This is a genomic window from Brevibacillus soli, from assembly GCF_044759095.2.
GTDB lineage: Bacteria > Bacillota > Bacilli > Brevibacillales > Brevibacillaceae > JBIYSM02.
In genome coordinates, this window is sequence record NZ_JBIYSM020000010.1 from 1 (window position 1) to 23,763 (window position 23,763).

The following is a 23,763-nucleotide window of genomic DNA, read 5'->3' on the forward strand; positions in this document are numbered from 1 at the left end:
AGCCGAGTGGGGTCCCTTTTTTCGCCGGGCGGGGCCCCGAACACTTTTCTAGCGGCTGTATGGGATGTCCAAATTTATTAATTCTTATACACTAAGAAAGCCCTGCGCTCGCTCGCAGGGCTTTGTCGTGCTTATTTATCCAGATGGTTTTTCCGCCGCTTTTGCCAGATAAACCAGATGATGGCAACGATTGCCCCCACACCCAGGATGGTGACCTCCAGATACTCATCCAGCAATACCTTGGCGTGCTTTCCATACAGGTAGAACAAAATTCCGATCAGATAGAACTTTATTCCCCTCCCAAGGATGGCAAACAGCATCAGCTTGGTGAGCGAGTAGTTGAATACGCCTGTCAGGATCGTAAACACTTTGAAAGGGATCGGCGTAAAGGACCCGATCAGGACCGCGGCATCGCCGTTTTTGGAGAACTGCTCGGTCGCAAGCGCTGTCCATTTCTCAGGGAGAAGCTTGTTCAGGATCGGTTTGCCCAGCCATTTTCCCATAAAATAGCCGATGGGCGCACCGAGGATGGAGCCGGTGAAGGCGACCGTCGCGTACCTCAAAGCGGCTCCCGGTTCTATCAAACTCATGCCGATTTGCAGGAAAAACGGTGGGACGGGAATGATGAACGAGTCGAGAAAGGCTAACCCGAACAATCCCCAGATTCCATATTGCATAAACATTTGCGTAATTTGTTCAAACATGTGCTTCTCCTTCAATCGACGATGATCAAATATCGCCATTTCATTATACAGGAAACGAACAGGTTTCTGTAGTTTTATCTATATGACAGGCACCCTCATTGCATTCATGGATTGCAAAGTTGCGTCATCATCCTTTTACAGCGGTACTGTTTCGGACATACTGTTAGCGATTGTCTGAAACAGGAGGGATTTGAATGCAAACATACCCGTATGGAGCCCATGAAGTTCTTGAGCTGCACGAAGTGTTAAACGCAGCGATCGACGCGTGCAACACGCTTCAACTGTTTGGTTCGTACGTACATGATCTGGAACTGAAGCAGATGCTGACTGCCCAACTGCAGTTCATGCAGAACGAATACAACAGCATGGTACATCTTGTTCAGGGAGTAGGGATCGGCGCTGCCGTACCGTACCGGGCGAATGTGCAGCTGACGCCTTCGGCGGTTGCCAAACCGCTGCAGACTCAACCCCATTCAAATGCCGGACAAATGGACGACCGGGACGTCGCTTCTGTGATGCTTGGGTTGCACAAATCCGGTGCGAAGCTAAAAATGAGCGCAGCGCTGGAGGCGGCCAACCCGCAAATCCGCAACGTGCTTCTGCAAAGCGCGATCAACTGTGCCAATCAGGCGTATGAAGTCTGGGGATTCATGCAGCGCAGAGGCTACTACCCACTGGCCACGCTGCACGAGGCGGACAATGCCCAGCTCCTGCGGGGCTATCAGCCCATCCATCCGGATCAACCGGCTGCACAGATGCACGCCGCACCCATGGATCATTCCGGTATCGGAACAGGGCTGCGCAGTGCAGTGGAACCATCGTCGCTTCCCCCGCAGCAGACGGGAACAATTGCCGGCGATCAACCGCTGCCGACTCCCAAGTCATCAGTCAATGCCAGCCATATTTTCTCTTCGCCCACCTATCGCCAGGAGCACTACGCGACAGAAACGGATCAGACAGCGATGGTGCACGAGGGGCCTTCCCCCCAGATGGGGGATCCTCTTGCCGCTTTGACCAGCCAGACAGATATTCGGACGACTCGCGGCACGCGAAAAAAAGGCGCAGGCAGCGACGACCCTATCACCGGCTAAGCGGATTAAACTCTGCCAATAGGCAGGGTTCTTTTTTTGTGGTAGGATGGGGAATGGACGTGGTATGAAGAGAGAGGAGTGATCCTTTTGATCGATAAAATTTTAGAGCGTGCTGTTGCTGGAGAGCGCCTTGGCCTGGAAGACGGACTGGCGCTGTTTGAGAGCGACCAGATTGAAAAAATTGGCCATGCCGCCAATCTCGTCATGCAAAAGTGGCATCCTGAGCCGATTACCACTTTTGTGATCGGACGAAACATCAACTATACCAACGTATGTGATACGTACTGCCGGTTCTGTGCGTTTTACCGTCCCCCTGGTTCGAAGGAAGGGTACGTACTGCCCAATGAAACCATCTACCAAAAGATTCAGGAAACCGTGGATGTAGGCGGCACGGAGATTCTGATGCAGGGGGGAACAAACCCTGACCTGCCGTTTGAATACTATCTCGAATTGCTTCGGGGTATCAAACAGCGTTTCCCCCAGATTACGATGCACTCGTTCTCCACGGCTGAAGTTCAGAAGATGGCCCAGGTGTCCGGGCTTCCGATCGAGGAAGTGCTGAAGCAGCTGAAGGCGGCAGGACTCGATTCACTGCCTGGAGCAGGGGGAGAGATACTGGACGACCGCACACGCAAAAAAATTTCCCGACTGAAAGGCTCCTGGACGGAGTGGATTGAGACACAAAAAGCCGCTCACCGCGCAGGTCTGCCGGGAACGGCCACGATGGTGATCGGTTTCGGCGAGGAGATGGAGGAGCGCGTTCTCTCGCTGATGCGGATTCGTGAAGCCCAGGACGAAACGAACGGCTTTACGGCTTTTATTACCTGGACCTTCCAGCCTGAGAACACCAACATGAAAGCGGTGAACAACACACCGGAGGAATACTTGAAGACCCTGGCAATCAGCCGATTGATGCTGGATAACATTCCGAATTTCCAGTCTTCGTGGGTAACGGTTGGACCGGAAATTGGCAAATTGTCCCTTTCTTACGGGGCAAACGACTTTGGCTCCACGATGATGGAGGAAAACGTCGTTTCTGCAGCCGCCTGTACGTACAAGGTGAACACCAACCTGATCCTGCAGCTGATCCGGGAGGCGGGCAAAATTCCGGCACAGCGCAACACCCGATACGAAATCTTGCGCGTGTTCCGCGAGGGCGAGTGGGCGGAAACCGACTTTGTTATGCAGAATTGACCAAAAAAGGGACAGAGCCGCTTGATCGGCTCTGTCTTTTTCTTGGGTGTATAAGAATTTATAAATTGGGACATCCCATACATCTGCTAGAAAAGTGTTCGGGGCCCCAGCCGACACCAGCGTTAGCTAAAGTCGGCTGGGTTTTCTTATTTGCTTTCGAAGATATTACTCACGGTGTGACTGACCCTGGTCCTTTGATAAGGGGCACATCAGGTTTTCCTTCCGGGTTATTGTACCAGTACGACGGAACGTCCCCGATGACCAGGGAATGGGTGATGGGAATCTCAGTAGTCACCGTCGTCTGATCAGTCGCAAACGGAATAACGATTCGCAGGTTTACCTCTACGTAAATAAAGACGGTTACCATTACCATGTTGATTCCGGCCTCAACCAGTTTTGTATCCAGTCTGGTTTTCACCGACCCGATCGGCACAAAAGTGATCGGGATTTTCGGACCGATATCTGAAAGAAAGCTGTTTCCCGTAGCCAGGCCGAGGGGGATGTAACTTTTGATGTTCTCTTCTTCCAATTCTTTCAGTCTGCTCTTAATCCGCTGCGTGCTTTCCCCCACGATTCTCGAGTATTCTTTAAATTCCAAATTAACCCCGCGTATTTTCCCTTCCGCATCCTTTTGCATTTTTACAATTTCATCGAAATTCAAATTCATCTGAGAGATTTTTTTGGTTAACGCATCGTTCATCGCTTCTTTTGCCAACTGCTCCGATTTTTGTTTTGCCAGAATCAACAGGGTGGGCTCCAATCTTTGTTCAATCAGATACACCGACTGAACCGTCAGCACAATAAAGACAATAAGCGTCCAAAAATATATTTTAGGTTTTGACATTCTTGCAATCGGCCAGCGAATGGTGCGCCTGTATCGAAAACGACCCAAAACTTCGTCCCCCCCATCCTTTGTAAAAGCTTATGCCAGGCAACCTTGTCCTAATTTCCAACCGTTTAAAAGTATATCGTCATGGGGCGGACATATACTTAAAGTACATTGCGATTGGGGGGATGGATATGCAGACCTTTCATGTTTACCTGGAAACAGACAACCCTACGTACAGTCCCGCATTTCGCTCAATCGTACAGACGTTAACGGAGCGCGTGAAAACCGATCCGGTACAAATTACATACAAGGATGTCGTGCACCCCCGCTTCACCCTGTTCCAGTTTCAAAGCTGGTCGGCGGCGGAGTACGATGCGGACACGATTGATTTTGCCCGAGCTTTTGTTTCGCTCGTACTGACGGAGTGGATCTTTCAAATAAAGGAGCCTGAAATCATCGAGGAGATGGCTGCAACTCTTCTGGAGGCGGAGGAAGCCGAGGAAGAGTGGCCGGAAATCCTGCCGTACGTCCTGCGGATGTGTGAGGAAACGGGAGACCAGGAAGCATCGCTGATCCACATGGCGACGCGCAAGGCAAAGGTATACCGCAAACTGTTTGACTATCTGGAAGAGGAACGCCAAATCAACCTCCTGGGGTTTGTCCGCTTTCGCCTGCATGAACACTGGAACGACCTGTTTGAACGGGTGGAGGCAGGATTGGACGAGTATCTGGAAGACAAGCAGTATCAGGAGTTCGTCGACCTGCTCCGCTATTTCATTTCCGTTCAGGAGACGAAATACCCGCTGGTGCACGTGGTTCCGGATCTCGGCAAACAGTTTCTCCTGTACGACGAACGGGGCGAGGAGATTCAGCTGGACCAACTGGATGCGATTCTCAGCGTGGGGGAGCAATCGTGCCGCGAAGAGGACTATCTGGTAAGCGCTTTGGTCACACTGGCTCCGAAGCAGATTGTATTGCACCACGCCGAGGAAAAGCAGGCGCTGGCACAGACAATCAACAACATTTTTGACAACCGGCTGCGGCTCTGCACTTCCTGTACGTTTTGCCTGATCAGCCGACGCACCCTTGACGTGACCAAACCGACTCAACTATAATGTTGAGAAACAAATGGATAAAGTCAAATACGATGAGAAGGACACGGACATTACGGATGTCACCTTCAGAGAGGCGGGTCTTGGGCTGAGAGCCTGCCGGTGTACACGTACTGATCTACCCCCTTTGAGTAGCTGCCGGGAACAGGGCATCCGCCTTTAGTATCGGCCAGCCGGGTCAACCGTTATGGAATGAAGAAGCCAAATCCATTTTTGTGGAGGGCAAACAGTGGCAAGCAGTTCGAGGAACGGAAGCCGTGAGTAGCGGAGCGTAGTAACCTACGTGAGCAACGGAGAGGCGACGTGACGAAGAAATGTGCCGCCAATGTTTGGCCTACGGCTTGAAGTAGGGTGGTACCGCGAGAACTACACTCGTCCCTTTTTGGGATGAGTGTTTTTTTATTTTTCTCCCCACTACACATGAAAAAGAAAGGAAGTATCAACCGTGGCACAGATCAACATTACGTTCCCGGATGGAGCGGTGCGCCAGTACGAGTCGGGCATCTCGATTGAGGAGATCGCCGGCTCCATCAGCTCCAGCCTGAAGAAAAAAGCGATTGCCGGCAAAATCAACGGCAAAGTGGTCGACCTCTACACGCCTGTAAATGAGGACGCGGAAATTGAAATCGTGACGCTGGATTCGCCGGAAGGGCTTGAAGTATACCGCCACAGTACGGCTCACCTGCTGGCACAGGCGGTGAAACGGATCTATGGCAAAGACGTAAAACTGGGCATCGGTCCGGTTATCGAAGACGGCTTCTACTACGACATGGATATCCCGGTTTCCCTCACGCCGGACGATTTGGGCAAAATCGAAGCCGAGATGGAGAAGATCATCAAGGAAGACCTGCCGATCCGCCGCAAGGTCGTGAGCCGCGAGGAAGCGATCCGCATTTTTGAGGGCATTAACGATCATCTCAAGCTGGAGCTGATCCGCGACCTGCCGGAAGATGCCGTGATCACCCTGTACGAGCAAGGCGAATTCTTTGACCTCTGCCGCGGGCCGCACCTCCCGTCGACCGGCCACATCAAGGCGTTCAAGCTGATGAGTGTCGCCGGCGCATACTGGCGCGGCAACTCCGACAATCAGGTGCTGCAGCGCGTATACGGTACGGCTTGGCCGAAAAAAGCGGAACTGGAAGAATACCTGCACTTTATCGAGGAAGCGAAGAAGCGCGACCACCGAAAACTGGGCAAAGAGCTGGAGCTCTACATGTTCTCCGAAGAAGCGCCTGGCATGCCGTTCTACCTGCCAAAAGGGTTTACGGTCCGCAACGAGCTGGAGCAGTTCTCCCGCCGTCTGCAGCAGTTGGCCCACTACACCGAGGTGCGCACGCCGTTCATCATGAACCAGCGCCTCTGGCAGCAGTCCGGTCACTGGGAGCACTATCATGAAAACATGTACTTCTCCGAGGTGGACAACACGACATACGCGCTCAAGCCGATGAACTGCCCGGGCCACATGCTGATCTACAAAAACAAGATTCACTCTTACCGCGACCTGCCCATCCGCTATTCCGAGTTTGGCCAGGTTCACCGCCACGAGTACTCCGGTGCCCTGAACGGCATGCTGCGGGTACGCACCTTCTGTCAGGACGACGCGCACGTGTTTGTCCGTCCTGACCAGATCGAGAGCGAGATCAAGAACATGATGGGACTGATCGACCGCATCTACAAAGTGTTTGGTTTCGACTACTCTGTGGCGCTCTCCACTCGTCCGGAGGACTCCATGGGTTCCGACGAGCTGTGGGAAATCGCGGAAAGCTCCCTGCGCAAGGTGCTCGACGAGTCGGGTAAACCGTACGAACTCAAAGAGGGCGACGGAGCCTTCTACGGTCCGAAGATCGACTTCCAAATCACCGATGCGCTGAAACGCCGCCACCAGTGCGGTACCATCCAGCTTGACTTCCAGCTGCCGGAGAAGTTTGACCTCTCCTATGTGGGGCAGGATAACGAGAAGCACCGCCCGGTCGTCCTGCACCGCGCGATGTACGGCTCCATGGAGCGCTTTATCGGCATTCTGGTCGAGCATTATGCAGGTGCGTTCCCGACCTGGCTGGCACCGGTGCAAGCTCGTCTGATGACGATCAACGAAGCGCATGTGTCCTATGCCGAGCAAGTCAGGGAAAAAATGGAGCAAGCCGGCATCCGTGTCGAACTGGACGCGCGCAACGAGAAGATCGGGTACAAAATACGCGAAGCGCAAATGGCCAAGATCCCGTACATGCTGGTGATCGGGGAGAAGGAAATGCAGGACGGCACCCTGTCTGTTCGCAAGCGCGGCGTAGGGGACGAAGGCACGCTCTCCGTTGATGAGTTCATCGCCAAAATTACGGCTGAAGTGGAAGAAGTAAAGTAAAGCCTTGACAAGACACCATCCAGACAGTATGATTATGAAAGTGTAATCACTTCATACTTCGAGAAACAAGCAGAAGCGCCCAGCTTCTCACCTGGTTCGACGTCAGTTGCTCTGACTGTTGACGGGTCACTCTTATGCAAAGCATTCGTGCGAATGTGTTGATTTTGCTAGGTGAGATATGTGCGGGCGCATCAGCGTTCGCACATTTTTGTTACTACGAAAGAAAGTTTACTGGCAGCAAGCAAGAAAACTTTCTGTAGGACATCAAAAGCTTCCCAAGCAGAAGAACCAGCTTCTGCGAATGGGCTTCAATGAGAGCTTTTGTTACTTCTCGAAAGCTGACGGAGGTGGCAAGTTATTAGCAAGGATCAGATGTTAGTGAACGAAGCGATTCGTGCCCGCGAAGTTCGTTTGATCGGACCGGACGGCGCACAACTGGGAGTTGTGCCTCTCAGAGAAGCTCTGCGCATCGCGCAGGAAGCTGATCTGGATTTGGTGAATGTCGCTCCTACAGCCAAGCCTCCCGTCTGCCGCATCATGGACTATGGTAAGTTCAAGTACGAGCAGGCGAAGAAGGAAAAGGAAGCGCGACGTAACCAGAAGATTATCGAACTGAAAGAGGTCCGCTTTTCTTCCAACATTGAGGAACACGATTTTCAAACCAAGCTTCGCAACGTCCGCAAATTTATTGAGGACGAAGATAAGGTGAAATGCTCGATTCGCTTCCGCGGTCGGGAGATCACACATGCCGAAATCGGTCAGCAAGTGCTTGAGCGTGTCGCAACCCTTTGTGAGGACATTGCCGTAGTTGAGCGCAAGCCGAAGATTGAAGGTCGCAGCATGATCATGATTCTGACACCGAAATCGGACAAGTAAGATGGAGTTCAAAAAACCGGCAATGTTTCCCGGACTTTTTGAACATCCAGTAAACAGGTAGTTAAGACAGGAGGATTTTTATCATGCCTAAAATGAAAACCCATAAAGGCGCGGCGAAGCGCTTCAAAAAAACCGGTAGCGGAAAATTGAAGCGTGACCACGCTTATACCAGCCACTTGTTTGCCAACAAGTCCACCAAAGCGAAGCGCCACCTGCGTAAAGGCGCAATCGTTGCAAAAGGTGACCAAAAACGCATCGAGCAACTGATCACGTATTTGTAAGATTTTCATCTGACTCACTATAATACACGGTATGGCTCCCTAAGTGCTGCTCACGTAGAAGCCGCCATGCCCGACAGACCAGGAGGAATTTAGTATGCCAAGAGTAAAAGGTGGCATTGTAACACGCCGTCGTCATAAGAAAATCCTGAAGTTAGCGAAAGGCTACTTCGGTTCCAAACACCGCCTGTTTAAATCCGCAAACGCGCAGGTAATGAAATCCCTGCTGTACGCATATCGCGACCGTCGTCAGAAAAAGCGCGATTTCCGCAAACTGTGGATCACTCGTATCAACGCACAAGCTCGCCTGAACGGCCTGTCCTACAGCCGTCTCATGCACGGCCTGAAAGTGGCTGGCGTTGAAGTGAACCGCAAAATGCTGGCAGACCTCGCTGTAAACGACAAGGCAGCGTTCAACGAGCTGGCAGCTGTGGCAAAAAGCAAACTGAACGCGTAAGATAGGCTCATCTGAAAAGGCACCCGAATCGGGTGCCTTTTTGCAACTAAGCGTTTTACCTACTCTGTGCCTGACTGACTTTGGAATGAAGAGGTTAACGACTAACCCGGCCTCCAACAGGACACGCAGATGCTTCGAGGCTTGAGGCTGGCGGATTTGAAGCCGATCAGCGATATCCCCTACGGTCAATGGGCCGCCGAGCAGGAGTTCTGGAAACAGACGTTGACAAAACAGGCAAACCAATGATAAAGTTCATCATGCAAAGTTTTCCAAATAAGAGTGATTTTAGGAAGGTGGTGCATTATCATGAACAGGGTTCGAACTCTACAATTTAACTTCATACATGATGGTACCATCCATTTGTGTTCGCGTAATTCCTGCGGAAACTGCGTGTGATTCTTCACCAAATGGCGTAGGTTGCTTTCATCGTAACGTACGCTTTTTCTATTGTTTATATAGCAAAAGGCATATTGCTTACGAGCAGTATGCCTTTTCTTCTTGATCAGGGAAGGGGCTGATTCAAATGGTTTCAGTCAATTTTTTTGAGACGACAAAAGGTACAAGGAGGACAGATGCATGCATTCCGATTCAGCTTCACAGAAAACATTTGATCTGCGGAAATTCTCGTGTTTAGTGGTGTATGTGATTTTCTTCGCAGTGTTGAACGAGACAGTATTCAACGTATCCACACCGAAGATTGCGGAACAGTTCCACCTGCAGCCGTCCGAAGTAAGCTGGGTGGTAACGACATTCATTATTACCTTTGGCCTGGGGCAGGTAATATTCGGCAAACTGGCCGACATCTACGATCTTCGCCGCTTGATTGTGATTGGCTTTTCGATGTATGCTGCCGCCTCGCTGGTGGGCATGCTGCTCCAGGCATGGTATCCGCTCGTGATTGTCAGCCGCGCGGTGCAAGGAGCAGGAGCTTCGGCACTTCCGGCGCTGACGATGATTATCGTCAGCCGCTATTTTACGCCGGAGCAGAGAGGAAAGCTGTTTGGTCTGTTTACGTCAACCGCCTCGTTTGCCGTAGGCGTCGGGCCGGTGATCGGCGGCTACGTCTCCGCCTACTTCCACTGGTCGCTTTTGTTTCTGATTCCGCTGTTTACGCTTGCTGCGCTTCCGGCGTTTCTCCGGTTTTTGCCGAAAGAGGAGAAGACGGATGGCAAAGGGAAAGTCGATGTTCTCGGCGCCGTCTTGCTCGGTGCAGCGATTTCCGCCTTGGTCATCTTTTGCACCAATCCGCAATGGCCGTACCTGCTCGTCAGCCTGCTGGCAGCGGTCTGGTTCGTTCTGCATGTCAGGCGCGTGCCGCATCCTTTCGTGGATCCGGAGCTGTTTAAAGGGGCCCGCTATCGCGCAGGCGTGATCATTGGCTTTCTGTTGTTCGGGTCTGTCATGGGCATCGTCTTTGTCGTTCCGCTCATGCTGCATGCGATGCACGGTTTATCCACCGACGATATCGGTCTGGTCATGTTTCCCGGTGCGTTCAGCGCCGTTATTTTCGGTACCGTTTCCGGCCATATTACAGCCAAGAGAGGCAGCCATTTCGCCTTCAGCATCGGATTTGTGCTGATCAGTGCGGCATTGCTGGTATTGGCCGGACTTACCGACAAACCCGTTTGGCTGACGAGCGCCGTTCTCGTCATCATGTACATCGGTTTTTCCTTTGTCCAGACATCGATGGCAGAAACCATTACACAGTCGTTACCGGTTCATCAGATTGGCGTCGGCATGGGTTTTTATGGTCTTGCTGTTTTCATCTCCGGGGCTGTAGGTACTGCAGGAGTAGCCAGTCTGCTTGACAGCCGTATCCTCGACGTCCCATTGCTGCCGTTTGTTGGCCGGCCACAGGCGCATCTGTACAGCAACCTGCTGCTGATCTTCGCTGTCATTGTCACTGTCAGCGGCCTCATTTACCTCAACACCTTCGGCAGAAGAAGGCAAACGAGCCCGCTCTTGACCAGGTAAAAAACAGTTGATGGGAAGGCATATCGCTTACAAGCGGTATGCTTTTTGGTTGTGCGCCCGGCGGGGTTGTCCTTGTGGCATGGGAGCCTATGTGGCACCTTCCGTCTTCCAGTTACAGGGCTATACCGTGCAACCGAAGCCTGTGCTGCCCCATACCTCTTTCCCGGTGGCGCCGGTTGAAAAAGAGGATAGTAAAAAGTAATCAAACAACCACCGTCGACCTTGACGGTGGTTGTTTCCTGTTGCAGAAACGTTCCCATGCGAAGAAGCGTGAAAATCTTTTCAGGTTCTGATACATGGAGGGTATCCACTTTTTTCCCCTCTTCATATGATGAAGAGCGAAGCCTAGCAAGGAGGGAACGTATTTCATGTCCGAACGTCGCGCTTTACCAAATGAGGAAATAAACCTATGGGCGTATCGCCTCGAGAGCAAAAGTCCGCAAGAGGTGCTGCAGTGGGCAGTTCAGCGCTTTGGCCCCGACATTACGCTGGCTTCCAGTTTTGGTGCAGAAGACGTTGTCTTGATTGACATGCTGCAAAAACTGGCTCCGCAGACGCCCATCTTCTATTTGGACACCAACAAGTATTTCCCTGAAACCTACGAAACACGCGACCGCCTGCAGGAGCGGTACGGCGTATCTTTTATTCAGGTACTGCCCAAGCTGACGCTTGCCGAACAGGCCGAGCTCCACGGAGAAAACCTGTGGGAGAAAAATCCCAACTTGTGCTGCCAGATTCGCAAGGTGGAACCTCTTGCAGGCATCCTCTCCCACTTCGATGCGTGGATCACCGGGATCCGCCGCGAACAGGCGCCAACCCGGGCCCAAGCGAAAAAGCTGGAGTGGGACGAGAAGTTCCATTTGGTCAAGTGCAATCCGCTTGCTGCGTGGACCCACGAGCAGGTATGGAGCTACATCCGCGAGAATGAGCTTCCGTACAATCCCCTGCATGATCAACATTTTCCAAGCATCGGATGCAGCGTCTGTACCCGTCCGGTCAAGCCCGGCGAAGACCCGCGGGCGGGACGGTGGTCGGGATTCGACAAAACGGAATGCGGCCTGCACAAATAATCGAGCCAGGAGGAGATACCATGTCACATACAATCCTGCCGCATGGCGGTACGCTGGTAAACCGCATCGTGGAAAAGCGGCGTACGTTACCGGATGCGGAGTCGCTCCGGTCCGTTACCGTTGACCGTTGGACGCTGTCTGATATCGAATGTCTGGCCATCGGGGCTTTTTCGCCGCTTACCGGCTTCATGAACGAAGCGGACTATTATCATGTGGTAGAGTCGATGCGACTGGCTGACGGAACGGTTTGGTCGCTGCCGATCACTCTGGCCGTCGACGAAACCGTGTACGGCGACGTAAAGCCGGGCGAACGCCTGCTGCTGCGGGGTGATGACGGGAAAAGCTACGCAGTGCTCACCGTAGAGAGCTGCTACTCGCCCGATAAAAAACGGGAGGCGCTCTACGTCTATCAAACGACGGATGACGCTCACCCCGGCGTGAAAAAGCTGTACCAAAAGCCCAATCTCTATGTGGGCGGACCGATTGACGTGTGGCAGCGCCCGACGCCGTCGCTGTTTCCCGAGTACTATTACACTCCTGCACAGACCCGGGCCCTGTTCAAGGAAAAGGGATGGAAAAAGGTAGTAGGCTTTCAAACCCGCAACCCGGTACACCGAGCGCACGAATACATCCAAAAAGCGGCGTTGGAGATTGTGGATGGTCTGTTTCTCAATCCCTTGGTCGGGGAGACGAAAGCGGATGACGTTCCCGTTTCAGTCCGGATGGAGAGCTATCTTGTCCTGTTACAGCATTACTATCCGGCTAATCGCGTGTTTCTCGGTGCGTTTCCCGCCGCGATGCGCTACGCTGGCCCGAGAGAAGCCGTGTTTCACGCCATCATCCGCAAAAACTACGGCTGCACCCATTTCATCGTCGGCCGCGATCACGCAGGGGTAGGCGACTACTACGGCACTTACGATGCACAGTACATCTTTTCCGAGTTTGCACCCGACGAGCTGGGGATTCAGCTGTTGTTTTTCGAGCACAGCTTCTACTGTACCGAATGCCAGGGCATGGCCACGACCAAAACCTGTCCGCACGACAACAGCTTGCATCTCACGCTTTCCGGGACGAAAGTCCGCCAGATGCTGCGCAGCGGACAGACGCCGCCTCCGGAGTTTACACGCCCGGAAGTGGCCCGTGTGCTAATCAACGGGCTGCAGGAGAGATTGATCATCGAAACGTAACAGAAGAGACCGCCGCCCCATCGGGGACGACGGTCTGTTTTGCGTTTGCAGGGATGCTCCTCTTGGGTAGAGGGAGGAGCGGTTTTTATGTATACGCTTACACCCATAATCCGCGCCGTTGTACGGTTTTTGAGTGATCAATCGCTCGGACAAAAGTCTGAAAAAATAATCTTGATCTCATTGACACCCCTCATGTGCCTAGCTATAATCAATCGTAACACTTTATTTTCTGACAAGAGTACACAATTGGAAATATTCCAATAATATACAGGCGATGATGAGGATTTTGGCACGCCTCTTCTTTACAGAGAGCCCAGGGGGATGAGAACTGGGTAAGAATGCGTGACATTGCTCACCTCTGAGCCGCCTGCTGAACCCGATATCCCGTCGGTAGTAGGTAAGGCCGTCTAACCCGCGTTACGGTGTTTTCAGTCTACGTATGAGTGATTGTGCTACGACTGGTTGAGATCGGCTGACCGTGAGGCGCCGATGAATTTGGGTGGTACCGCGAACCCTTTCGCCCCAAACAGACATGGAAAACGTGTCGGGGTGGAAGGGTTTTCTTTATTTTATGAAAGAAACTTCAGAGAGTCATGTGGGAGGAGGAGAGAAGATGAGTGTTCAAATCGCCGAGTTAGAGGACAGGAAAAAAGTACCGAATATCCCGTTCGGTGAGGAGGTGACCGGGGCGGAAATGCTGCTCCGCTGCCTTGTTCTGGAGCAGGTGGAGTACATCTTCGGTTATCCGGGAGGAGCTGTTCTGCCGATTTACGATTCCCTGTACGGCGGCTACTTCAAGCACATCCTGACGCGACATGAACAGGGAGCCATTCACGCGGCTGACGGTTATGCGCGGGCGACAGGAAAGCCCGGCGTCGTTATTGCCACCTCTGGCCCCGGCGCCACCAACCTGGTGACGGGCATCGCCACCGCGCAGATGGACTCGGTGCCGTTGGTTTGTATCACGGGGAACGTCCCGCAGCATCTGATCGGGACGGACGCATTCCAGGAAGCCAACATCACGGGAATCACCATCCCGATTACCAAGCATAATTACTTTGTCCGCGACATCCGGGATCTGCCGCGAGTCGTCAAAGAAGCGTTTTACATCGCTACAACAGGCAGACCGGGGCCGGTGCTGATCGACATCCCGAAAGACGTATGCAACGCCAAAGCGCCGTTTACCTATCCGGAGACGGTAGAGGTTCGCGGCTACATGGATACGCTGGTACCGTCCGATGAAGAGGTGAACACCTTCCTCGCCGTGATCCAGGCGGCGAAAAGGCCGGTCATTCTCGCAGGGGGCGGCATCATCGCCGCAGGAGCGGACAAAGAACTGCTGGCTTTTGCCGAGAAGACCCGGATCCCGGTGATCAACACGTTCATGGGACTGGGCGGCTTCCCAGGTGTTCACGAGCTGGCACTGGGAATGCCAGGTATGCACGGCAGCTATACAGCCAACCAGGCGCTCTTGAACGCCGACTGCGTCATCGGTCTGGGAGCCCGCTTCGACGATCGGATCACGATGGGACGGACGAAGGAGTTTGCCCCGAAAGCGCGCATCGTCCACGTCGATATTGACCCCGCAGAGCTGGGCAAGAACGTGGCGACCGCCGTCACCGTAGCCGGAGACGTGAAAAGCACCCTGCAAAAGGCGCTGCCGCTGGCTAAGGCCTGCGACAGTGAAGAGTGGATTGCGCAGCTGAAAACCTGGCAGGAGCAATATCCATACCGCTACCGCAAGGACGGTGACCAGTTGAAGCCGCAGGCGGTTATCGAGCTTTTGTACCGGTCCACGGACGGGGAAGCCATCGTGACGACGGACGTCGGCCAGCATCAGATGTGGACGGCACAGTACTACAAGTTCAAGCACGCCCGTTCCTTTATCTCCTCTGGCGGACTGGGAACGATGGGATTTGGCTTTCCGGCGGCCATCGGAGCACAGATCGCCAATCCGGGTCGAACCGTGATTGCGGTGGTGGGAGACGGAGGTTTCCAGATGACCAATCAAGAGTTGGCGATCGTTGCCCAGTACAAGGTGCCGGTTAAAGTGGCAATCATCAACAACCAGTGTCTCGGCATGGTCCGCCAGTGGCAGGAGCTGTTCTACGACAACCGCTACAGCGAGATCGATCTCACCTGCAGTCCGGATTTCGTCAAGCTGGCGGAAGCTTACGGGGTAAAAGGTCTTCGAGCTTCCACGCCTGATGAAGCGGAAGCCGTCTGGGCCGAGGCGCTCCAACACGACGGGCCGGTAGTCGTCGATTTCCGCGTCACACCGGAAGAAAACGTCTATCCGATGGTAGCCGCCGGCAACACCTTAGATCAAATGGTATTGGGGGACGAATAGATGGATCGACATACCATTGCCGTACTCGTCAACGACTACCCCGGGGTTCTGACGCGCGTCGCCAATCTGTTCGGGCAGCGCGGGTTCAACATCGACAGCATTACGGTCGGGGGCAGCGAAGAACCGGGGCTGTCCCGGATGATCATCACCACCGGGGGAGACGATCACCAAATTCATCAGTTGATGAAGCAGCTGAACAAGCTGATTGACGTCATCTCCGTGACCCATCTGAGCAAAAACCCGTTTGTCTCCCGGGAACTGGCGCTCATCAAGGTCAACGCAGCGCCAAGCCAACTGGCTGAACTGAACGCCATTGTGGAACCCTTCCGTGCCGCCATTGTGGATGTCGGACCAAGTTCGTTGATCATTCAGGTCACCGGTGATACCGAAAAAATTGACGCCTTGCTCATTCTGCTCCAGAGCTACGGGATCATCGAGCTGACGAGAACCGGCTCAATCGCCATGGCGCGCAGTGTTGTACCAGCACCGGCAACCGTTTAATCCAGAACATTTTGATAGACCCATTTCAAACAATCCAAGGAGGAAACAATCATGGTAAAAATGTACTACGAGGCAGACGCAAACAAAGAGGCATTGAAAGGAAAAACCATTGCCGTAATCGGATACGGCAGCCAGGGACATGCGCAAGCGCAAAATCTGCGTGACAGCGGCTACCACGTCATCATCGGTCTTCGTCAGGGCAAATCCTGGGATGTTGCAGTAAAAGACGGCTTCCAGGTATATACCCCGGCAGAAGCTGCGAGCCGCGCAGACGTCGTGCAAATTCTCTTGCCGGATGAGCGCCAGGCACAGGTATACCGCGATGAGATCGCACCAAACCTGAAATCCGGCTCCGCACTCTGCTTCTCGCACGGCTTCAACATCCATTACGGTCAAATCGTGCCGCCGGCAGACGTCGACGTGATCATGGTCGCGCCGAAAAGCCCGGGACATCTCGTTCGCCGCGTCTATCAGGAGGGCTTCGGCGTACCAGGCCTGATCGCCGTGTACCAGGATGCGACCGGCAAGGCAAAAGAGGTTGCCCTCGCCTATGCAAGCGGCATCGGCTGCACCAAGGCAGGCGTGATTGAAACCACCTTCCGCGAAGAGACGGAAACGGATCTGTTCGGTGAGCAGGCAGTTCTTTGCGGCGGTGTTTCCGAGTTGGTCAAGGCCGGCTTTGACACGCTGGTGGAAGCAGGCTACGAACCGGAAATCGCCTACTTTGAATGTCTCCACGAGCTGAAGCTGATCGTCGATCTGATGTACGAAGGCGGTCTGGCGCGGATGCGTTACTCCATCAGTGACACGGCGGAATACGGTGACTACAGCACTGGACGCCGCATCATCACGGACGAGACTCGCAAGGAGATGAAAAAGGTGTTGGCGGAAATCCAGGACGGCACGTTTGCCCGCAACTGGATCCTGGAGAACCAGGCAAATCGCCCAGGGTTTAACGCCCGCCGCCGCCTGGAAAGTGAACACGGCATCGAACAGGTTGGCCAAAAACTGCGTGCCATGATGTCCTGGCTAAACAAAGAGAACAAAAAAGCGGAAGCAACCGTAGGCCAGTAAGATTTCAGGCAGAAAAGGGATAGGGGAAAAAAGCAGGAGGTGGAGAGTACATGCGTACCATCGAGATTTTTGATACGACCTTGCGGGACGGGGAACAGTCGCCGGGTGTGAACATCAGCATGAACGAAAAGGTGGAAATTGCCCTTCAGCTGGAAAAGCTTGGTGTGACGCGGATTGAGGCGGGGTTTGCCGCCGCCTCTCCCGGCGACCAAAAATCCGTTGCAGAAATAGCACGGCGCGTAAAAAATTCCACGATCGTCACTCTGGCACGCTCCACCAAAGACGACATGGATAAGGCGTATGAAGCTCTGCGCCACGCGCAAAACGCCTGCCTGCACGTCTTTATCGCCACATCGCCGATCCATCGCCAGTACAAACTGCGCATGACCAAGGAACAGGTGCTGGAACGCGCGGTGGAAGCGGTGAAGTACGCCAAGAAATACTTTGCGGAAGTGCAGTTTTCGGCGGAAGATGCGGGACGCACGGAGATCCCGTTTCTCGCCGAAGTGGTGGAAGCGGTGATCAAGGCGGGAGCTACGACCATCAACTTGCCGGATACGGTCGGCTATATGACGCCGAAAGAGTACGGCAACCTTTTCCGCGAGATGATGTTGCGCGTGCCGGGGATTGAAAAGGTACGCCTCAGCTGTCACTGTCACGACGACCTGGGAATGGCAGTAGCCAACAGTCTGGCGGCGATCGAAGCGGGAGCGACCCAGGTGGAAGGCACGATCAACGGCATCGGCGAGCGGGCCGGAAACGCCGCTTTGGAAGAAGTGGCGCTGGCACTGGAGACCCGCAAGGATTATTACCAGGCGACCACCGCGCTCAATCTCAAGGAAATCGCCCGTACAAGTCAGCTGGTAAGCCGTCTGACCGGTATGATCGTGCCGGGCAACAAGGCAGTGGTAGGTGCCAACGCATTCGCCCATGAATCCGGCATTCACCAGGACGGCGTGCTGAAAGAAGCGTCGACCTACGAGATCATCCGCCCGGAAACAGTCGGATTCAAGTCCAACAAACTGGTGCTCGGCAAGCACTCCGGACGCCATGCGTTCAAGGAAAAGCTGGTGGAGCTCGGTTATCATCTGGAACAGCAGGAGATCGACACGGCTTTCACCGCGTTCAAGGTGCTGTGCGACAAGAAAAAAGAGATCAGCGACGACGATATCCTCGCGCTGGTTGACGCCAAGATTGTTCCGGCGGCCGAGTCCTATCGCCTGGAATCGGTTCAGCTGTCCTACGGCAACCTGTCCATGCCGACCGCCAGCGTGAGGTTGGTTCGCGCGGACGGAACGATTTGCGAAGAAGCGGCATGTGGCAATGGTTCCGTCGATTCCATCTACAAGGCAATCGATCGGGCGACAGGAGAAGACGTTACGCTGGCCGACTACAAGATCATTTCCGTGACACAGGGACAGGACGCTTTAGGGGAAGTGTTCGTCCGTCTGCAGCAGGGAGAGATTACCGTGACCGGCCGTGGCGTAAGCACGGACGTACTGGAGGCAAGCGCGATCGCTTACGTGAGAGCCATCAATAAAATCGTGGAACGACGCGGGGAATCGATGCCGCTTGCCGTGAACTAGGAGTTATCGGGATAGTGAGTGAGAAACCAGGAAGAGAACGGATAAAGAGAAAAATATGATGAAAGAAGAGCGGGATGAGCAAATGAAGCAAACGTATCGTATCGCCGTTCTGCCCGGGGACGGCATCGGACCGGAGATTGTGGCGGAAGCGGTCAAGGTGCTGAACCTGGTAGCTGAACAGGCAGGAGTCACTTTTGAATTTTCCTACGGACGCATCGGCGGAATCGCGATCGACACGGACGGGACGCCGCTGCCGGAAGAGACATTGACCCTTTCCAAGAAGGCGGACGCAGTCTTGCTTGGGGCCGTCGGTGGTCCCAAATGGGATCAAAATCCGGGCCATCTGCGGCCGGAAGCGGGTCTCTTAGGCATCCGCAAAGCGCTTGGACTGTTCGCCAACATCCGTCCGGCGACGATGCACCCGGTGCTGGTAGAAGCGTCTTCGCTGAAACCCGAGGTGGTCTCCGGCGTCGACCTGATTGTCGTTCGCGAATTGACCGGCGGCATCTACTTCGGAGAAAAGAAACGCTACTCGACGGAACATGGCGAAGTTGCATTGGATCAATGCATCTACCACGAAACGGAGATTGAGCGCATCATTCGGGTTTCCTTTGAGATCGCCCGCAAACGACAGAAACGACTTGTCTCCGTTGACAAGGCAAACGTGCTGGAGAGCTCCCGTCTCTGGCGCAAGGTGGCAGAGCGGGTGGCTGTCGACTACCCCGATGTAGAACTTACCCACATGCTGGTCGACTCGTGCGCCATGCAGCTGGTTCGTGCTCCCAAGCAGTTTGACGTGATCGTCACGGAAAACATGTTTGGCGACATTTTGAGCGATCAGGCAGCCATGCTGACCGGTTCCATCGGGATGCTGGCATCGGCTAGTCTGGCCGAGGGCAGTTTCGGCCTGTACGAACCGGTTCACGGCTCTGCCCCGGACATCGCCGGTCAGGGAATCGCCAATCCGTTGGCAACCATCCTCTCCGCAGCCATGCTGCTTCGCCATTCACTTGGCATGGACGCCGCCGCAGATGCAGTGGAGCGTGCCGTCTGGGCTGTTCTGGAGGCCGGTCACCGTACGGGTGATATCGCGTCAGACCGCAGCAAAGCGATTGGCACCGAGGAGATGGGCCAACTGGTTCTCGCCGAGTTGTCGAAACAACCTATTCACCAATAGAAAGAAGCCCTGCTTGTCATCCTGAATGGATGAGGCGGGGCTTTCTTTCGTGTATAAGAATTTATAAATTTGGACATCCCATACAGCCGCTAGAAAAGTGTTCGGGGCCCCGGCCGGCGAAGCGTTAGCTTAAGTCGGCTGGGTTTTCTTGTGTACGTATAAGAACCAAATTTTGGCGCATAATTTAGGTGAGTGAAGCGAGGAGGGGAATGACATGAAAATCAAGTGGTTTTCTTTTCTCGTCGGATCCTTTGCCGGGGCTTTGTTGGCAATGGTTTGTACATTCATTCTTATGCTGCTGTTTGCCAGACCCTTCATAAAATGGATGGTTGGACGTTTCACAAAACGGTTGATGTCGGATCGCTACGCGGAAAATATCTGGGAAATGGTAACGGCGATGACCAAAATAAGCCCCAGAATTGTCATTGAAAACAGCTTGCGCGCTACGACGGGCGGGGTGATAGAAAGACCGTTTGGCAGTCCGCGCAAGTTTCTCCATTTTGACGGCTTGATTTTTTCGCCGGCCCAATTGGCGACGTTGCCGGCAGCAGAAACCCATCCCGTTGACATGAGCCTGACAATCGGGCCGCAGGCGAAAAAACCGTTAAGGATGGACATTCCCCTCATGGCAGGAGCGATGGGGTATGGGATCGGAGTGTCTGAGCAAATCAAAATAGCCATAGCCAAAGGAACGGCTGCCGTAGGAACCTCAACGAATTCTGGTGAAGGTCCTTTTTTACCTGAAGAGCGAGAAAACGCCAAGTATTACATCTTGCAGTACAGCTCAGGCCATTGGGCAAAAGAGCCGAAGATTCTCCGCCAAGCGGATGCAATCGAAATTCATATCGGCCAAGGTGCTACTGCGGGTGCCGCGAGTTTTATTCCGTCCGAGTTTCTGCAGGGGAGGGCACGTGAGCTTCTGCAGGCGCCCGACAAAGATTTCCTCGTAATACCTTCGCGCCACAGCGAAATTAACAAGCCAGAGGACCTTCGAAGCCTGGTTGACAGATTGCGTGAAATGACGGGGGGCGTGCCGATCGGAGTGAAAATCTGTGCGAGCGGGCAGCTGGAAGCCGATCTGGAAGCAGCGATTCAGGCAGGAGTCGATTTTATCAGTATTGACGGGGGACAAGCGGGTACGAAGGGTGGCGCCCCCATACTTGAAGACGATTTTGGCATGCCTACCATTTTCGCGCTTTGTCGTGCCGTCGAGTATCTCAAGAAGCGAGGAGTAAAAGAGCGAATTACTCTGTTGAGCGGCGGAGGCTATTCTGTTCCGGGCGATTGTTTGAAAGCGATCGCGCTGGGAGCGGATGGTGTATTTATGGGAACAGCTCTGCTTTGGGCTATGACTCACGACCAGGTAACCAAGGCAATTCCGTGGGAACCCCCTACCGAGCTCGCCTTTTATCCAGGCAGACTAAAAAATGAATTCAACCAGGAAGAAGCTGCCTTCTATCTGGAGAGATTTTTTACTTCTTTTACAGAAGAAATGAAAGTAGCCATTCGAGCGTTGGGCAAAACGTCCATTAGCGAAGTGAACGCGGATGATTTGATTGCCCTTGACGAATGGACGAGCAAGGTGACAAAGGTTCGTCTGGCTCATCTGCCGTTTGAAAACGCAAAACAGAGCGATCCGCCGCCGTCTGTCCCTCCTGATTTGACTGACCTGCCTCGGAAACCAACAAAAAAACGATCTGCCCTAAGCATGTTTCAAAAATATTGATTTTCCGTCTTGATTGGAGGGAACTGCCATCAAGAATACATGGATCATGACGCAAAAGTGGGATAACCTTTTGTTTGCCCACTGGCCGGTTTCTGTTGATTCGTTGCGGCCGTTCGTCCCTGAAATATTGGAATTGGACACATTTGACGGGCAGGCGTGGATCGGGATTATCGCTTTTGAAATGAGTCTGATCCGGTTGAAATTTTTTCCAATAATCCCCTATACCGTGCCTTTTCCGGAAATGAACGTGAGAACATACATTCAAGTCAACAAAAAACCGGGCGTTTTCTTTATGACTCTGGATGCCTCCAACCCGTTCATCATCCATGCTGCCAGGGCGTGGTACCACCTCCCGTACTATCGGGCAAAGATGTCCATGGAGATCAAGGACCGCCACGTCCATTTCCATACGGATCGTGTCGGCACGACTGAATCCGCTGCCATGTTTCAGGGGAGCTATCGTCCCGTATCCCCGTTATTCACGCCAAAAGAAGGAACCCTCGAGCACTGGCTGACAGAACGATACATGTTTTGTTGCAAAAGCCGCAACGGGCAGAGGGTATACATGGGCGACATTTACCATGATCCCTGGCAGCTGCAGGAAGCAGAAGCGGTCATTCAACGGAACACCATGACGGAACCTTTTCGATTGCCTCTCTCAAAAGTCCCGGTGCTCTCGCATTTCTCTCCAGGGACGCAGGCATTCATTTGGTGTTGTCGAAAAATAATCTAAGAAGAACGATTCTTATGATATACTGAAGTCATTGATCGTATCAGTCTTTATTTTGTGGAGGGAATCGGCATGACATCTGCCGAGTTTGTCATCAGCTTTTTCGCCGTGTTGGCCAGCACGGTGGTTGCCGGAGTGGCGGCGAAACGGTCTGTGCGCAAAACGAGCGATTTTACCAACGCCAGCGGAAGGCTTCCTTCCAGCATGGTGGCGGGAGCGCTCGTCGGCGGTTTTGTAGGGGGCACCTCCATAGTGGGGACGGGAGAACTTGCCTTTCAATATGGACTTTCTGCGCTTTGGTTTACGTTGGGGGGAGGTCTGGCTGTCATTTTGCTGGGGTTGTTTGCCAGTCGGCTTCTTCAATTGCACGTGGAGACGCTGCCCGAGTTGATCGGTACACAGTACGGCGAGCGCGCACAGCTTGGCGCCAGTATATTCTTATCATTGGGAATGTTCATTCAAGTCATTGCCCAACTGCTTGCGGCCTTGCCGTTCGTCTCCGTCTTTTGGCAGGCCGAACTCCATTGGCTGGCCGTAGTGCCTGCGCTGCTGATTTTTGCCTACGTGCTTGCCGGCGGTTTCATGGGAGCGAGTTTGGTCGGCACCTTGAAGACCGTCATGCTGGTACTGCTCCTGGCATGTACCGGCGTGTGGCTGTGGAGACACGGAAGCGGTGAAACGTATCTGCGCTGGTGGACAGAAGGGCGGTTCTCCCTGCTCGCGCCGGAAGCCAATTTGGGCTGGGCACAGGGGGGCGCGATGGTGGTTGGAATTTTTTCCACGCAAGCGTACCTGCAGCCGATCTTTGCCAGTCTCAATGCCAGGGAAGCAAGGAAAGGATCCATCGCTGCGGGGATCGTGATCATCCTGATCGGGATTGTGAGCGCGTGGATTGGATTGTACATGCATGACGTTCATCCGAATTTGTCCCCGCGGGAAGCGATTCCGCAGTTTTTTCTCAGTCATGCGCCACTCTGGTTTTCCGGAGCGGCCTACGCTGTCATACTGTTGTCGGTAGTCATGACGGGAGCGGCGTTGACGCTGAGCATCGCCACGATCCTCAACCGGGACGTGATTTTGCGGTATACGTCCCGGTTCGATACGGAGAAAAGCAAGCTGGCCTTGTCCCGAGCCTTGATACTTGCCGTCATTGCAATCGGGTACGTCATGGTGTGCCTAGATTCCGACGCACTCATTCTAAGGTGGGCATTCCTGGCCATGACGCTGCGTGGCGTTACGATTTTCCTGCCGTTATTGTTTTACTTGCTTCGCTTCGGGCCCATTGACCCTCGCTGGGCAGTGTGGGCTGTCTGGGGCGCCCCGATGGCTGCACTGGCTTGGACGTGGCTGGGTATGCCCCATACCGGGATCGATCCGCTGTACGTCAGCGGCATCTGGAGTCTCTTCGCCCTGTGTTTGGGAAAATGGACGAAAAAAACCCCGTCTCTTCGGCCGTTGGGCTGATGACGGGGTTTTTTGCCGGGTGGG

General features: G+C 53.7%; 20 protein-coding genes and 1 pseudogene. 18 read left to right on the forward strand and 3 right to left on the reverse strand.

From position 1 onward, the window contains the following. Positions 1–131: 131 nt before the first annotated feature. Positions 132–704, reverse strand: coding sequence for a YqaA family protein (locus tag ACE99V_RS05935; RefSeq protein ID WP_400490141.1), 573 nt, complete (start codon positions 702–704; stop codon positions 132–134). A 194-nt stretch (positions 705–898) separates the two neighbouring features. On the opposite strand from ACE99V_RS05935, the gene ACE99V_RS05940 reads away from it, so the two are divergent. Both ACE99V_RS05940 and mqnC read left to right on the forward strand, forming a co-directional pair. Further along, positions 899–1,795: a spore coat protein gene (locus tag ACE99V_RS05940; protein WP_400490142.1), complete on the forward strand. Its 897-nt coding sequence runs from the start codon at positions 899–901 to the stop codon at positions 1,793–1,795. Between the two features lie 87 nt (positions 1,796–1,882). Beyond that, entirely contained in the window at positions 1,883–2,989 is a 1,107-nt protein-coding gene (gene mqnC, locus ACE99V_RS05945) for a cyclic dehypoxanthinyl futalosine synthase (protein WP_400490143.1), read from the forward strand. A gap of 169 nt (positions 2,990–3,158) precedes the next feature. Here the strand turns inward: mqnC and yunB are convergent, their stop codons facing one another. After that, positions 3,159–3,881 (reverse strand): sporulation protein YunB, encoded by a 723-nt coding sequence (yunB, locus tag ACE99V_RS05950; RefSeq protein WP_400490144.1) that lies wholly within the window; start codon positions 3,879–3,881, stop codon positions 3,159–3,161. Positions 3,882–4,009: 128 nt separating this feature from the next. Between yunB and ytxC the strand changes: the two genes are divergently transcribed. From ytxC to rplT, 5 genes are all read left to right on the forward strand, one after another. Beyond that, positions 4,010–4,933 carry a sporulation protein YtxC gene (gene ytxC / locus ACE99V_RS05955; protein ID WP_400490145.1) on the forward strand — a complete coding sequence of 308 codons (924 nt, stop codon included), beginning with the start codon at positions 4,010–4,012 and terminating at the stop codon, positions 4,931–4,933. 442 nt (positions 4,934–5,375) lie between these two features. Next, entirely contained in the window at positions 5,376–7,289 is a 1,914-nt protein-coding gene (gene thrS, locus ACE99V_RS05960; RefSeq protein WP_400490147.1) for a threonine--tRNA ligase, read from the forward strand. A 372-nt stretch (positions 7,290–7,661) separates the two neighbouring features. After that, positions 7,662–8,165: a translation initiation factor IF-3 gene (infC, locus tag ACE99V_RS05965; RefSeq protein WP_400490149.1), complete on the forward strand. Its 504-nt coding sequence runs from the start codon at positions 7,662–7,664 to the stop codon at positions 8,163–8,165. A gap of 83 nt (positions 8,166–8,248) precedes the next feature. Beyond that, a complete protein-coding gene (gene rpmI / locus ACE99V_RS05970; protein ID WP_400490150.1) occupies positions 8,249–8,446 on the forward strand; it encodes a 50S ribosomal protein L35 in 198 nt (65 codons plus the stop codon). A gap of 94 nt (positions 8,447–8,540) precedes the next feature. After that, the gene (gene rplT, locus ACE99V_RS05975; protein WP_400490151.1) at positions 8,541–8,900 is read left to right on the forward strand and encodes a 50S ribosomal protein L20; all 360 of its coding nucleotides are present in this window, start codon (positions 8,541–8,543) and stop codon (positions 8,898–8,900) included. A 99-nt stretch (positions 8,901–8,999) separates the two neighbouring features. Here the strand turns inward: rplT and ACE99V_RS05980 are convergent. Further along, positions 9,000–9,143: pseudogene (locus ACE99V_RS05980) on the reverse strand (ArsR/SmtB family transcription factor); the annotation flags it as partial. Between the two features lie 333 nt (positions 9,144–9,476). Between ACE99V_RS05980 and ACE99V_RS05985 the strand changes: the two are divergent. From ACE99V_RS05985 to ACE99V_RS06035, 11 genes are all read left to right on the forward strand, one after another. Further along, positions 9,477–10,874, forward strand: a complete 1,398-nt coding sequence (locus ACE99V_RS05985) for an MFS transporter (RefSeq protein ID WP_400490152.1) — start codon at positions 9,477–9,479, stop codon at positions 10,872–10,874. A 368-nt stretch (positions 10,875–11,242) separates the two neighbouring features. Further along, the gene (locus ACE99V_RS05990; protein WP_400490153.1) at positions 11,243–11,944 is read left to right on the forward strand and encodes a phosphoadenylyl-sulfate reductase; all 702 of its coding nucleotides are present in this window, start codon (positions 11,243–11,245) and stop codon (positions 11,942–11,944) included. Next, positions 11,926–13,131 (forward strand): sulfate adenylyltransferase, encoded by a 1,206-nt coding sequence (gene sat, locus ACE99V_RS05995; RefSeq protein ID WP_400490154.1) that lies wholly within the window; start codon positions 11,926–11,928, stop codon positions 13,129–13,131. Before ACE99V_RS05990 ends, sat begins: the two co-directional genes overlap by 19 nt. 613 nt (positions 13,132–13,744) lie before the next feature. Further along, the gene (ilvB, locus tag ACE99V_RS06000) at positions 13,745–15,481 is read left to right on the forward strand and encodes a biosynthetic-type acetolactate synthase large subunit (RefSeq protein WP_400490155.1); all 1,737 of its coding nucleotides are present in this window, start codon (positions 13,745–13,747) and stop codon (positions 15,479–15,481) included. Beyond that, positions 15,482–15,982 carry an acetolactate synthase small subunit gene (gene ilvN, locus ACE99V_RS06005; protein ID WP_400490156.1) on the forward strand — a complete coding sequence of 167 codons (501 nt, stop codon included), beginning with the start codon at positions 15,482–15,484 and terminating at the stop codon, positions 15,980–15,982. Between the two features lie 51 nt (positions 15,983–16,033). Beyond that, positions 16,034–17,056, forward strand: coding sequence for a ketol-acid reductoisomerase (gene ilvC, locus ACE99V_RS06010; protein ID WP_400490157.1), 1,023 nt, complete (start codon positions 16,034–16,036; stop codon positions 17,054–17,056). Between the two features lie 50 nt (positions 17,057–17,106). Further along, complete coding sequence (locus ACE99V_RS06015; RefSeq protein WP_400490158.1) at positions 17,107–18,642, forward strand: 2-isopropylmalate synthase; 1,536 nt, start codon at positions 17,107–17,109, stop codon at positions 18,640–18,642. Between the two features lie 82 nt (positions 18,643–18,724). Next, on the forward strand, positions 18,725–19,819 hold the full coding sequence (leuB, locus tag ACE99V_RS06020; protein ID WP_400490224.1) for a 3-isopropylmalate dehydrogenase: 1,095 nt from the start codon (positions 18,725–18,727) through the stop codon (positions 19,817–19,819). A 214-nt stretch (positions 19,820–20,033) separates the two neighbouring features. Continuing rightward, positions 20,034–21,545, forward strand: coding sequence for an FMN-binding glutamate synthase family protein (locus ACE99V_RS06025; protein ID WP_400490159.1), 1,512 nt, complete (start codon positions 20,034–20,036; stop codon positions 21,543–21,545). 46 nt (positions 21,546–21,591) lie between these two features. After that, a complete protein-coding gene (locus tag ACE99V_RS06030) occupies positions 21,592–22,278 on the forward strand; it encodes a YqjF family protein (protein ID WP_400490161.1) in 687 nt (228 codons plus the stop codon). 69 nt (positions 22,279–22,347) lie between these two features. Further along, complete coding sequence (locus tag ACE99V_RS06035) at positions 22,348–23,739, forward strand: sodium:solute symporter family protein (protein WP_400490162.1); 1,392 nt, start codon at positions 22,348–22,350, stop codon at positions 23,737–23,739. Positions 23,740–23,763 lie beyond the last annotated feature (24 nt).

What these genes read in the sequence shown, in the direction of transcription:
- sat (WP_400490154.1), top strand. Translation starts at nt 11,926, where the DNA reads ATGCGGCCTGCACAAATAATCGAGCCAGGAGGAGATACCATGTCACAT.
- ilvN (WP_400490156.1), top strand. Translation starts at nt 15,482, where the DNA reads ATGGATCGACATACCATTGCCGTACTCGTCAACGACTACCCCGGGGTT.
- rplT (WP_400490151.1), top strand. Translation starts at nt 8,541, where the DNA reads ATGCCAAGAGTAAAAGGTGGCATTGTAACACGCCGTCGTCATAAGAAA.
- leuB (WP_400490224.1), top strand. Translation starts at nt 18,725, where the DNA reads ATGAAGCAAACGTATCGTATCGCCGTTCTGCCCGGGGACGGCATCGGA.
- ACE99V_RS06015 (WP_400490158.1), top strand. Translation starts at nt 17,107, where the DNA reads ATGCGTACCATCGAGATTTTTGATACGACCTTGCGGGACGGGGAACAG.
- ilvB (WP_400490155.1), top strand. Translation starts at nt 13,745, where the DNA reads ATGAGTGTTCAAATCGCCGAGTTAGAGGACAGGAAAAAAGTACCGAAT.
- ACE99V_RS05985 (WP_400490152.1), top strand. Translation starts at nt 9,477, where the DNA reads ATGCATTCCGATTCAGCTTCACAGAAAACATTTGATCTGCGGAAATTC.
- ACE99V_RS06030 (WP_400490161.1), top strand. Translation starts at nt 21,592, where the DNA reads ATGACGCAAAAGTGGGATAACCTTTTGTTTGCCCACTGGCCGGTTTCT.
- ACE99V_RS05940 (WP_400490142.1), top strand. Translation starts at nt 899, where the DNA reads ATGCAAACATACCCGTATGGAGCCCATGAAGTTCTTGAGCTGCACGAA.
- ytxC (WP_400490145.1), top strand. Translation starts at nt 4,010, where the DNA reads ATGCAGACCTTTCATGTTTACCTGGAAACAGACAACCCTACGTACAGT.
- rpmI (WP_400490150.1), top strand. Translation starts at nt 8,249, where the DNA reads ATGCCTAAAATGAAAACCCATAAAGGCGCGGCGAAGCGCTTCAAAAAA.
- ACE99V_RS05990 (WP_400490153.1), top strand. Translation starts at nt 11,243, where the DNA reads ATGTCCGAACGTCGCGCTTTACCAAATGAGGAAATAAACCTATGGGCG.
- ilvC (WP_400490157.1), top strand. Translation starts at nt 16,034, where the DNA reads ATGGTAAAAATGTACTACGAGGCAGACGCAAACAAAGAGGCATTGAAA.
- ACE99V_RS05935 (WP_400490141.1), bottom strand. Translation starts at nt 704, where the DNA reads ATGTTTGAACAAATTACGCAAATGTTTATGCAATATGGAATCTGGGGA.
- infC (WP_400490149.1), top strand. Translation starts at nt 7,662, where the DNA reads ATGTTAGTGAACGAAGCGATTCGTGCCCGCGAAGTTCGTTTGATCGGA.
- ACE99V_RS06035 (WP_400490162.1), top strand. Translation starts at nt 22,348, where the DNA reads ATGACATCTGCCGAGTTTGTCATCAGCTTTTTCGCCGTGTTGGCCAGC.
- ACE99V_RS06025 (WP_400490159.1), top strand. Translation starts at nt 20,034, where the DNA reads ATGAAAATCAAGTGGTTTTCTTTTCTCGTCGGATCCTTTGCCGGGGCT.